Source organism: Pseudomonas sp. Wu6 (assembly GCF_019891515.1).
Taxonomy (GTDB): Bacteria; Pseudomonadota; Gammaproteobacteria; order Pseudomonadales; family Pseudomonadaceae; genus Aquipseudomonas; species Aquipseudomonas orientalis_A.
On record NZ_JAFLXH010000016.1, the window covers coordinates 77,335 to 89,691 of the forward strand.

Consider the following 12,357-nt stretch of genomic DNA (forward strand, 5'->3'; position numbering starts at 1 on the left):
TTTTTAAGCATAAAAAAACGGCGCTCACGGGGCGCCGTTTTTTCGTCGCAGTGAACACCTTACTCAGTAGTAGGCGTTTTCTTTCTGCGTATGGTCGGTCACGTCACGTACACCCTTGAGCTCGGGAATGCGCTCGAGCAGGGTGCGCTCGATGCCTTCACGCAGGGTCACGTCCGCCTGGCCGCAGCCTTGGCAACCGCCGCCGAACTTCAATACGGCGATACCGTCATCCACCACATCGATCAGGCTCACCTGGCCGCCGTGGCTGGCCAGCCCCGGGTTGATCTCGGTTTGCAGGTAGTAGTTGATACGCTCATTGACCGGGCTGTCAGCGTTGACGTTCGGCACCTTGGCATTGGGCGCCTTGATGGTCAATTGGCCACCCATACGATCAGTGGCGTAGTCGACCACGGCATCGTCAAGGAAGGCTTCACTGAAGGCATCGATGTACGCGGTGAAGCTCTTGAGCCCCAATGCGGTGTCTTCAGGCTTCTCTTCCCCAGGCTTGCAGTAGGCAATGCACGTCTCGGCGTACTGGGTACCAGGCTGGGTAATAAAGACGCGGATACCGATACCCGGGGTGTTCTGCTTGGACAGCAGGTCAGCCAGGTAATCGTGGGCGGCGTCGGTAATGGTTATGGCAGTCATGGAAACTCCTCACAGGCTTGCCGGCAGTTTACGCCAAATTATTACGCAGGTACAAAGTCCGAGTGTTTTTGTCGGAAAAGCATCCCGGGGGCCGCGTCCTGCTGAGTCCTTCAGCAATACCTATCTATGTAGCACTTGCGAGAATGCACATCTCTCTAGCATGACATCGCGATCTTAATTGCTCACTCGCGAGGTTTTAATGAAGCCCACACTTTCCCGACTCATGTCCAAGAGCCCACCTGCGCGCCTGTCGGACCTCGATCACCTGCTGGACCATCTGGCGAGCCTGATCCAGGGCCCGACCCTTGAGAACGCGCTGAAGTCTTACTACTGCCCTCCAGCAGACTCGGCACTGGGCCGTGAATGCAAAGCCGCTGTTCGCGTGCTTAAAATCCTGGAAGAAGATGACGACTTCAAGGCGTTCCTCAGTGCAAAACCCTCGCCCAACCACTCTCCGCTCGGCGATTTCCCTTACGACTTTCTGTCCGACCTGCTCAGTACGTCGAAATCACCTATCCCTGACCCGGCGGAGGTGTTCGACATTGGCGGTCATCCGGTTGTGTTGCGCAAAGCGCCGCTCTACTGGGCCAACCAGATAGACATCCTGCTGGACGTCTACCGCAAAGTCGGCAACGGCGTCAAAAGCGACGGCTCAGTGCGCCTTGATCTGGTATTGGCCTATTACGCAATCATACCCGCCGCCCCAGCAACCCTGGCCCAGTGGAAAGCTGTGCAATATTACCTGCAGGAATATCGGGCGCTTTGCCAACTAGGTCACGATGGCCATGTCAGCGACCTGGAACACTTGCTAGGACCTGAGGATGACAGAATCATCAAACAAGTCGTGCGCGACCTCGAGCGCGACAAGGCCCAGTCGTTGTTCGCACAAGTCGTCCCCCAGCGGTTGACCCCTGCGCAACAAGCAGCACTCGACACCACCCCCACCGTACTCCTGGAACAGATCCTCAATACCCCCGAAAACCTGGCATTGGGCCAATCCATCGCCGTGGCCCTGGACTGGTATGGCGCCAGCGATGGCCAAGCGTGCCTGCAAGCCGTCATGGTCAAACTGCTCTGGCGCGCACTCTGGCTGACGATCACGCCAGACGCCCATTCACTCAACGACAACGAACTCAAAGCGTTCATCCCCCCGGCGATCAACTATGGGTTCATTCGTCAGTCGCTGAACAAGGAGTATGAGCGCTCATTACGCCTCAATGCCTCGACGGCGCGCCTGGCCGTCTGCGTGCTCAAGGCCAATATTCCCAGTGAAGTATGGGTCGAGGGCATTCCAGATGAATTGCCTTACGGCACCTCCAGCGCATGGGTCAACTTCAAAAGCGGATTTATCCTGGCCGAGTCGGTCGCCCCGGGCTCATCAAGGCATATGACGTTCGAGCAACTGCTCAATCTGCCAGGTGAGTTCCTTCGTGTGTATGCCGACGAACCAGCACAACAAACGCTGGTGGTTGCGGCAAAAATCCAACCGACGCTCAGTTGGGCAGTAAACACTGGCCTGCTGCCCGTAAGCCGGAACGGCCACTCCAGCAAATATATCGAACATGCATTGGCTGCCCTGGAGCAGCATGAAAGCGAGACGGTGACGGCGACGCAAAACCTCGTACTGCAACCACCCAGTCGTTTTCGTTTCAACTCGGACACTGAGTATGACCAGGCTTTCAATGACTACCTGCGAACCCCAAGAGCGGCCTACAAAACCCTGATAACAGGCTTGCTGGCGCAGTTTGCGCCGTTATGGCCGGGCAATAGCGACCGTGACGAGATCACGGTGTATTCGTTACGCCAACCGCTGCATGACGTCCAGGTCGAGCATGAAAACAAGCACAACACTGACGCCGTTCGCGGGCGCTCGGGGTTTATCCTGCGTCTGGCGAGGGCTGACCATCCGTACACCCTGCGCTACATCGAGGTATTTCCGAACGCCGGCATTGTTCGCGTGCGCGAAGACCTCAAAACGCTGTTGGTGGGCGGCGAGGTAAAAGTCGAACGTGTTGGCAGGGCCACCCGCTCAAGTCGAGGCAGCTTCAGAAAAGGTACCGAACTGCCATTCGACTGGAAAGCTTATAAAGACGCCGTGAAGCCTGAGCCCGACCAGACAGCCACCCTGATCGTCGAGCAAGTCGGGCAGGTGATGCCGGCGCTCATCGCATCCCAGGATGAGCAAGTGTCACAAGCCCCACCGCCGCTGCCCCCTGCACAACCCCTGTCACGGGCCGCCAATTTCCGCCAATCCCCCAGGATTGAGGCACTGGCTGAGATGATCGCGCGTGAGTTGTTCTTTTGCGATGAAAAGACCCTGCTGGAGAAAACACGTAAAGCCTCACGGACCATGGATATCGGCCGTGACTTTCTTGAAGACATTTCTTACTGGGGAAAAATGTTCGTGCCGTTCTGGGGCTCCATCGACGACCTGGCCTCAGGCGATCCTCAACGTATCGAGTCAGGTGGGCTCGGCCTTTTTACCGATATCGTGTCGTTCGGTGTGCCCATCGGCAAGTACATTGCCGGCTGCACGCGCGTAGTGGTCCAGGCAGGCAAGGCCGGCATCCGCCTTGCGTTGCCGCACTTCACCGCACTGACCAGAAAGCTGATCACCGCCACGTTGCAGGAACTCAACCCCCTGGCTGCCGTGGCCGCGGTATTGAAGCTGGGGCGATTCGCCCTGATCAAACTCGGCACGGCAGCCCTGCGCCAGGCCAGCAAGGGGCTCGCGCAGTTGCGCGACGGGAGTGTCGCAGCCCGCCACATGATCTCCGTCGACCCGCGCATCTGGTCACCGGGCCAGGCCGGCGACCGCTTGTTTACGGTGGACGGTTTCCCCAACATCCCCATGCGCAATGTCGGCAGCCTGGAAGCACCGGACTATCGGCTGATTGACGCCGGCTCCAACCGTGTTTTCGGGCCACGCTTTCGCGAGCCGGTCACGGTTATCAGCAACACAAGCCCGCTGATCCGCAAGTACGCCGTGGACCCTCACTGGATTGCCGGGCTCAAGCCCGATTCCCGCGGGATCTTTTTCCGTGCGGAGTACAACCAACGGTTCATCTGCAATATCGATGACAGAGGCACGATCTCGGTGTATCAGGTGCGGGACAACTCCTACGGTTTTATCCAGGAGACCGCCGCTGGCGCCGACAACAGTTTTTCCGTGGTGCTGGTCAACCCCAGGAAAAACCGGGACTTGTCGATCACGCTATCGTCCGTGGAGCCGGGACACTGGTATTCGAGCCAGATCAAAGTCAGGGGTGGCGCTCCGGAAAAGCCCGACTTCGTCACGCCCCTGATCCTGACGAAATGGACGCAAACCAGTGAAAATGCCCTGAAAAAAACCATGGATGACTTTGTGAGGACCTACAACCTGCACCCCGACGCATTCAGGCAGTTTGTACATACCGGCGACAACCTGACGAGTCGTGGGCGCACGATGCTGGACCGAGCAGGCACCGCGCGCACGGATGTCACCTTTGATCATCTGGAGAGTTGGCGCACGACCTCCCAGAAAAACCGCAACACGCTCACCCTGGAGGGATTCGCCGCCGACCACAACCTGGACCCGAGGGCCTTTGCAGAGTATGTAAACCTGGATGGCAGCTATCGGGCAGCCGGAAAGGTACTCGCCCGGCATGCCAGCGGCGGGCAGTTCACCCCGGTGAACCACACCCATCTGCAAGCGTGGCACACCCTCTACAACTCCAATAATTCAAGCTCTTCCATGGCCACCTTTGTTGAAGCAAACGATCTCAACCCGTTGATCTGGCGCACCTATGTCAACGACAACGGCAGCCTGACCCGTGCGGGAAGAGAAATGCGGGTTTTCGGCTCAGGAGACATCGTCGACGAGCAGATCGCCAGGAAACGCCCAGCCCCGCCCGAGCCCCGGCCGGGCGGTTCGAAGCGGCCGCGCCTGGAAAACGATACGCCCCCCTTACGGCGCCGATCCACGTCTATCACCGCTTCCTACGATCACAGAATCAACAATAACGCGCCGATCCTTCAGGACCCGAACGATGTCCGGCACAGCCTGACCCGGGAGCTCGAAGGCGCACCTGAGAAAATCAAGATCACCGATGCCAATCATTTTTTTGATGAGTTCATGGGCCACCAACATATGGAGGTCAAGAGCGCTGCAACCAAAAGCATTCGCGACTGGATCGCCAGGGAAGGCAGTCACCATCGCACGCTGGATCGATTGCTTGAGGTCAAGAAGCTCGGTGAGGGCCCGGAACGGGGTCTGTCGGTGGTCGCCAGGACCGATATCAAACGCTTCGACGTCCTCGGCCCCTACACCGGCAAGTTGCACTTGAATAAGGTGTCGATGGATGCCGAGATAATGGAAAAAAGTAAAGAGGCCGTCGGTACTTATCTATTCAGGACAAACACCAACGGCGCGTTTATCAGCGGTCACGGCAACAGCAATATCCTTAGCCTGGTTAACGCGGTCAATGTACCGGGCATCCCCAACGTCGGTATCGAGAACGTGGGTTCCTTGCATGTAGGAAAGTACATGGTGTTCCTGCTCGCGTGGAGGGATATTCCTGCCGGGACGGAGTTGCTGATGGACTATGGGAAAGATTACTGGAAGTACATAAAGCCCTGAGACCGTCCCCCCCTTGCCCGTACAGCAGGTCACTCCGGCAGGCCCAGCGGGATTGTTCACCGCATCACTCCTTTTTCCCTGGGAAACCGTTGATTCCGGGGGCGCGTCAACTCTCACATCCAGCGCTTTGAAGGGATTCATGGCGCGCGACGCTCTCCCTGTCCCCTACATCAGCGTTCCTGAACACCTCACGAGGTTTTAATGAACCGTACCCTCTCCCAACTTCTGTCCAGAACCGCACCGAGGCGGCCATCGGACATTGATCATCTACTCGATTTCGTAACAAAACTGATGTTCGACGTTCCCGGCGCAACGGCGTCCACCGCCTATTATCGGCCCCCGGTGGACTCCGAATTAGGCCGCGAATGCAAAGACGCCTTTCGCGTTCTCGGCCTCCTTGAGGCCGATGAAGATTTCCTGGCGTTTGTGAATCAAACACCGAAAACCAACAACTCTCCACTCGGTGACTTCCCTTACGACTTTCTATCCCAACTGCTGAGTTCGAGCAGGTCGCCCATTCCCTCGCTGCCCGAAGTGTTCGACATCGGCGGCAAGCCGGTGGTGCTACGTCACGCCCCGCTGTATTTCGCCAACCAGATTGATGTGTTGCTGGCGATCCACCAAACCGTCGGGAACGGGATCAAAAGCGATGGCACCGTACGGGTGGATCTGGTCCTTGCGTATTACTCGATCACCCCCTTCACACCCACCACCGAGGCGCACTGGAAGGCCGTTGAAAATAACCTGCGAGAACATCGGGCGCTGTATGCCCTGGGGCATGATGGGCATGTCAGTGACCTGGAGCACTTGCTGGACCCCGAAGATGACAAGAGCATCCTGAGCGTCATACGGCAAATAGAGAGTGAGGCGCAACAGGCGCTGTTCGCCCGGGTAATGCCCAAACTGCTCACGCCTGCACAGCAAACCGACCTCGACAGCCGGCCCACTGTGCTGCTGGAGTGGATTCTCAGTCGGCCAAGGAATTTGGCGCTGGGCCAACGTATCGCCACGGCGCTGGACTGGTATGGCGCCGAAGACGGCGAAGAGTGCCCGAGCGAGGTCAAGGTAAAGCTTCTATTGCGGGCGCTCTGGTTGACGATCACGCCCGATCCCCACTCCTACAACGATAATGAACTCAAAGCGTTCATACCTCCTGCGGTCGACTACCGGCGGATTCGTCAATCATTAATCAAGGACTACCAACGCACACTGGCGCTGAGCCCGCACGCCGCGCGTCTCGCCATGTGTGTGGCCAAGGCAAACGTTGCCAGCGAAGTGTGGGTTGAGGACGTTCCTGACGATTTGCCCTATGGCACCTCCAGTGCGTGGGTCAACTTCAAAAGCGGTTTTATCCTGGCCGAGGCCATTGCTCCCGGATCGTCTCGGCACCTGACGTTCGAGCAATTGCTCAACCTGCCGGCCGAGCTTTTACGCGTGCATGCTGACAGCCCGAGGCAGCAGGCGCTGGTGGCGGCCGCCAAAGTCACACCGACGCTGACCTGGGCAGTGGAAAACGGCGTACTTCCCGTGAGCCGCTCAGGCTATTCGCGCGGCGACATCGAAAAGGCACTGCACGCGCTGGAGCAACACGAAAGCGAAATGAAGACCGCCGTGCAGAACCTTGTACTCAAGCCGCCCAGCCGCTTTCGTTTCGCCTCGGATGTCGAGTTTGATCGGGCATTTGGTGAGTACCTGGAAACCCCCCGTGCAGCTTACAAAACCCTGATCAAGGGGTTGCTTGCGCAGTATTTACCCTTGTGGCAAGGCAACATCGACTGCGATGAAGTAACGATCTATACCCTGAGAGAGCCCTTGCATGACACGCAGCTTGAACACGAAAACAAACGCAACACCGATGCCGTACGCGGGCGCGCCGGGTTTATCATCCGCATGGAATGCCCGCAGCTTCCCGGCCCTCCCAAGTACATCGAAATGTTCCCCGGCATCGGCGCCGTTCGCCTGCGTGATGACATCAAAAACCTGCTGACAGGCGGAGAAATCAAAGTTGAACGGGTGGGTTCCAGCACCCGACCGGGCCGAGGCAGCTTCAGGAAAGGCACCGAAGTACCCTTTGACTGGAATGCTTATCGCCACGCCGCAAGACCTGCCCTCGACCAGACCGCTACCTTGATCATCGAGCAACTCGGCCAGCCTCTGCCCGGCGTCATCACCGCCCCACCCACACAGCCGCCGAGCGCATCCGGCCAGCCGGCACAGGTGCAGTCGTTTGCCCCCAACACGCTGCACTCGACGCGTGCCGAGGCGCTGGCGAGCATGATCGCGCGCGAACTGTTCTTCTGCGATGAACAAACATTGCTCGAGCAAACCCGCAAAGCCACCAGAGAGATGGATATCAGCCGCGACTTTGTGGAAGACATTTCGTTTTGGGGAAAAATGTTTGTGCCGTTCTGGGGATCAATTGATGAGCTGAGCTCCGGCGATCCACAGCGAATCGAGTCTGGAAGCCTTGGTCTTTTCACCGACATCGTGTCCTTTGGTGTGCCTGTCGGCAAATACATTGCAGGGTGCACGCGGTGGGTGGTCCACGCCGGCCAGTCGGGTATCCGTCTCGCTTTACCTCATCTGTCCAGTTTGACCAAAAAGCTGGTCATTTCCATTTTTCAGGAACTCAACCCTCTGGCGGCAGTATCCGCGATACTCAAACTGGGACGCTTCGGCCTCATCAGCCTGGGCAGCATTGCGCTGCGGCATGCTCGCCTGGGCATTGCGCAGTTGCGTGACGGAGCGGTTGCGGCCCGCCATATGGTTTCAGTCGACCCGGCGGTATGGACGCCGCGTCAGGTCGGTGATCAATTGTTTACAGTGGATGGTTTTGCGAACATCCCCATGCGCAACGTCGGCACCGTTGACGCCCCCGACTACCGGCTGATCAACGCTGACTCCAATAGCGTATTCGGCCCACGCTTTCGCGAGCCTGTGACAGTCATCAGCAACAATAACCCGCTGATCAAACAATACGCGGTCAAGCCACACTTGATCAGTGGCCTCAAGCCAGACATCCGCGGTGTGTTTTTCCGACCAGAATACAACCAGAAGTTCATCTGCAACGTCGATCACAAAGGCCGCATTGCGGTATACCAGATCAGAGAGCAGGGCTACGGTTACCTGGAGGAGATTGCAGAAGGCACGCAGAACAGTTTTTCGGTGGCCCTGGTAAACCGGCGCAACAACCTGACCCTGCCTGTCAATCTGACGTCGGTGAAATCTGGGCACTGGTACTCGGTCAGATTGCAAGGCGGGGCGCCAGACAAGGACAGCATCATCCCACCATCAGTGCTGACCAAATGGTCCGAAGAAAGTGAAAACACGCTGAATCGCGCGATGCGTGCATTCGAAAGAAAACACAAGCTGGACCCCTCTGTATTTCGACAATTCGTTCACGCTTCAGACCACTTGACACCCCTTGGGCGCAAGGTCCTCGACCGTGCAACCCATGCTCGCACGGAGGTGAGCTACACCGACACAGAAAGCTGGCGCGCGCTGTCGCAAACAGAACGTAATGCACTGACCCTTTCAGGGTTCTGTGCCCAACGCAACCTGGACCCCAGACTCTTTGGCGAGTACATAAACCTGCAGGGTGTCTATAGCGCTCATGGAAAAGTCTTCGCCAAAAACGCCAAAAACGAGTCGTTCAACCTGCTGACCTACAAACACTTGAACGACTGGAACAACCTTCGAAACTCCAGGGACCTGAAGCCTTTGATGACGACGTTTGTCGAACAGCATGACCTCAACCCAGTGCAATGGAGTATCTATGTCAAAGAGAACGGCAGCCTGACCAGGGCTGGTAAAAACCTACTGCAGCTCTGGCCCAACACGCCGTCAGGGCCGTTGATCGCGCGCAAAGGTTCGCTACTTATCGACGGGCCAGGCAGTCCGAAGCGCCCGCGTACCGAAGACCCGGAAATAGCCGGCCAACTCCCCTCGACATCAGTTGCCCCGTCCTACGGTCATCAGATCAACAACAATGCTGCGATTCTCCAGGACCCCAACAACGTCGAACTCAGCTTGACGAGTCGTCTGGAAGGGCCGGTTGAAAACATCGAAATCGTTGCCGACCACAACCTGTTCAACAGCTTGCCTGCCCCGCGCCGTATGAAAGTGCGCAATGCGGTGACCAAGAGTATCCAGCAATGGGTCACCGAAGAAGGCCGGCATCATGACAGGCTCGACCGTACCCTGCAGGTGGCGAAGTTACCCTACGGCCCGGAACGAGGCCTCTCGGTAGTCGCCAGGGTGGACATTGAACCCTTTGAGGTCATTGGGCCCTATACCGGCAAACTGCATGTCAACCGGCACTCGCTGAATGAAGAAATAGTGGCGAAAGGTAAAGAGGGAGCGACAGCCGTCAGCACTTTTTTATTCGAGACGGCCACCCAGGGTGCGACCCTCAGCGGCCACGGCAACAGCAATGTGCTGAGCCTGATCAACGCGACCCGCGTGCCTAATGCTGTAAGCCAGGGGATCGAAAACGTAAGGTCCGTGAGGGTCGGCAACTATATGATTTTTCTCGTCGCCTCGAAGAAAATTCCTGCCGGGACAGAGTTGCTGATGGACTACGGCAAACACTACTGGAAATACATCGGCCAGTGATCCAGCGCCGCGCCAGCCACAACCGATTAGCCGACCGTATCAATAAACGTAGCTACAGGTTCTCATACCGGTTCATGTCCAATACGCCCTCTTCCTCGGGCGTGGTTTCGTGGATGTACCGTGACAGGTCGTGGAAGTAGTTCCAGAACTGCGGATGGCTGCGGCGCACGCCCCAGCGATCGACAATTTTCTCGAAGCGTTTGGCGCTCTTGGCCTGCTCCATCTGCGCCACAAACTCCGGCACTTGCTGGGTGGGAATGTTGAACATGAAGTTCGGGTAACTGCTCAATACGCCCGGGTAGATAGTCACAGTGTCCAGCCCCGGTTGATAGCGGTAGGCCTCGCCCAACAGAAACGCTACGTTACTGTGAGCCCGGTTGCGCAGCATGCTGTAGAACACCCGTTCGCCGCTGGGCGTTTCAATGCGCAGCATGGTGGCTTCAGGCAGTTGCTCGATAACCTTGAGACCCGCCGCCGGGCGCGATGTCAGGCGGCTCAGCGCCTGCTCCGCGTCCTGCAGGGCCGATGCGATACCGTCACGCGAGCAAAAGGCGCCGGCGCAGCGGTTGATCGGGTCCGGGCTGGCATTGAGGTTGCCGTAGCGGGCCAACAATTGGTTGGCGAAGTCGCGTTTCGGATCGGTTTCGTTGAGGTGCAAGCCGCTTGGCTTGTCGTCATCGATGGCTTCGTAGTCCAGCCACAGCTTGAGCTTGCCGCTGTTCTGGTACCAGTCATCGAGGAAATCCTCGCGGGTATCGGCCGGCATCAGGCGCAAGAAGTTCTGCTCGGCGCCGTTGCGGATCAGGTCAAAGTACAAGCGTGTCTGGGCCTGGTGCGACACATTGCCGAACACGTCGAAATTCACCGCCAACTGGTAATAGGTGCGCTCCAGCAGCGGATAGTCGAACAGCCACATTGTCTGCGGCACTGCGCCGATCAGGCCCTTGTTCACCGAGGCGCTGTCGAAATGGCGAAAGATGCTCAGCAAGGCGTTGTCATTGCCCGCCCATAGGGTCGACCAGCCTGGCGCCGGCAGGTCCGCATAGTTGTCACGGCGCAGGGCTTCGTATTGATTGCGCTTGTCGCGATAAGCCAACCACAGGTTCAGCACGCTGCCCACGTCATCGTTCTGCCCGGGCATGGCCAACAGCGGCGTGGCCTGGCCGCGATAGCGGGCGTCGGTGATGTACAGGTCGTGGTCCGGGTCCTGGAACAGGGTCCAGAAGTTGTCGCGAATTACGTCGGTCGCGATCTGCCCACGACACACCGGCCCGCGGATGAACGTGCGCACGAAGTACTCGGCATTATCCAGCATGAACTGGTAGCGGGCCTTGGCCGGGATCGCTTCGAAGGTGGCGAACGGGTTGGCACGGCTGCCGGGGCCATAGCCCGGAAGGGCTGTCACTTGCCAGTCACCGGCGTAGAACAGCGCCTTGATACGCGCCATTTTCGCGGCGCTGAACGGGTAAGTAATATGAGTTTTATGCACGATCACGCCCTGCACCGGCCACAGTCGGTAGTACACCTGGGTGCCGGGGTCGTCGTTGGGGCGCCGCGTGGCGATCAGGTCGATGGGCTGGCCGCTCGGCGTGCGTGAGCGAACCCACTGGAAATAATGCCCCGGTTCACCGTTTTCGAAATAGAGGTGGGCGAGGAACAAATGCTCGAACAACCAGCGTGCCACCAGGCTCTCACGAGCGCCCGGCTGGTTGAACAGGTTTTCCCACTGCTGTACCTGCAGGGCTTCCCTGGCACTGGGGGCCAGGCCTTGCTCGTCGATCGGCGCACCGGAGGCCAGCCAGCGTTGCAGCGTCTGGTATTGCTGGTCGGTCAGGCCGGTGACCGCCAGCGGCATGCCTTCCCTGGGGTGACTACCGGCGTAGGCACTGAACTCACCCGGGGTCGCGCACATATTGGCGCGGTTCAAGCCCAGCACAATCTCGTCGGGAAGCTTGGCATTGGGTTGCAGCGGCGCGTTATGGCCCAGCTCCAGCAGGCGCGCCATCAAGGCGGCCTGGCTGCCCTGGGCATCCAGCACTGAATAGAAGCCCTTCTGCTGCCAGGCCTGTTTGCCGAACGCGTCATAAAACAAGCGCGTGGTCGGCGTGGCGGTGCTGCGCTCGCCGTCATACACCGGCATCTTGCTCGCGCCCCGCGTCGCACCCTCGGCACTGCCCAGGTTGAGCTGGCAGGCGGAGTCGTAGCAGGCATGGCACGCCACGCACTTCTCGGTGAAGATCGGTTGGATGTCGCGGGTATAGGAAATCGTCGAAGCGGGGTGATTTACCGGCACAGCCTCTGCCTGCACGGTACTGGCCATCAAAGCCAGAACGGCGCTGACAATTAAACGAAGTGACATGTATCCGGTCCCGATTCAAGGCGTGCAGTGAAAGTGGCGATGATTCTACCTAGCCATGACTGCCTGCAACATGAGCGATATTCATGCAGAACCCATCTTGCTTAAATCCGGCACAGGT

General features: G+C 58.3%; 4 protein-coding genes. 2 read left to right on the plus strand and 2 right to left on the minus strand.

Annotation, left to right across the window (positions count from 1 at the left end; translation table 11 throughout):
* Nucleotides 1-63 precede the first annotated feature (63 nt).
* A complete protein-coding gene (gene nfuA, locus J1G34_RS13395) occupies nt 64-648 on the minus strand; it encodes a Fe-S biogenesis protein NfuA (protein ID WP_003190728.1) in 585 nt (194 codons plus the stop codon).
* Nucleotides 649-847: 199 nt separating this feature from the next.
* On the opposite strand from nfuA, the gene J1G34_RS13400 reads away from it, so the two are divergent.
* Nucleotides 848-5,266: an SET domain-containing protein-lysine N-methyltransferase gene (locus J1G34_RS13400; protein WP_222994180.1), complete on the plus strand. Its 4,419-nt coding sequence runs from the start codon at nt 848-850 to the stop codon at nt 5,264-5,266.
* Between the two features lie 201 nt (nt 5,267-5,467).
* Nucleotides 5,468-9,880: an SET domain-containing protein gene (locus J1G34_RS13405; protein ID WP_222994181.1), complete on the plus strand. Its 4,413-nt coding sequence runs from the start codon at nt 5,468-5,470 to the stop codon at nt 9,878-9,880.
* A gap of 52 nt (nt 9,881-9,932) precedes the next feature.
* Here the strand turns inward: J1G34_RS13405 and J1G34_RS13410 are convergent, their stop codons facing one another.
* The gene (locus J1G34_RS13410) at nt 9,933-12,239 is read right to left on the minus strand and encodes a fatty acid cis/trans isomerase (RefSeq protein WP_065895381.1); all 2,307 of its coding nucleotides are present in this window, start codon (nt 12,237-12,239) and stop codon (nt 9,933-9,935) included.
* Nucleotides 12,240-12,357: the final 118 nt, after the last annotated feature.

Bases quoted from the DNA above. Each gene is read 5' to 3' on its own strand.
- J1G34_RS13410 (WP_065895381.1), bottom strand. From the start codon at position 12,239: ATGTCACTTCGTTTAATTGTCAGCGCCGTTCTGGCTTTGATGGCCAGT.
- nfuA (WP_003190728.1), bottom strand. From the start codon at position 648: ATGACTGCCATAACCATTACCGACGCCGCCCACGATTACCTGGCTGAC.
- J1G34_RS13405 (WP_222994181.1), top strand. From the start codon at position 5,468: ATGAACCGTACCCTCTCCCAACTTCTGTCCAGAACCGCACCGAGGCGG.
- J1G34_RS13400 (WP_222994180.1), top strand. From the start codon at position 848: ATGAAGCCCACACTTTCCCGACTCATGTCCAAGAGCCCACCTGCGCGC.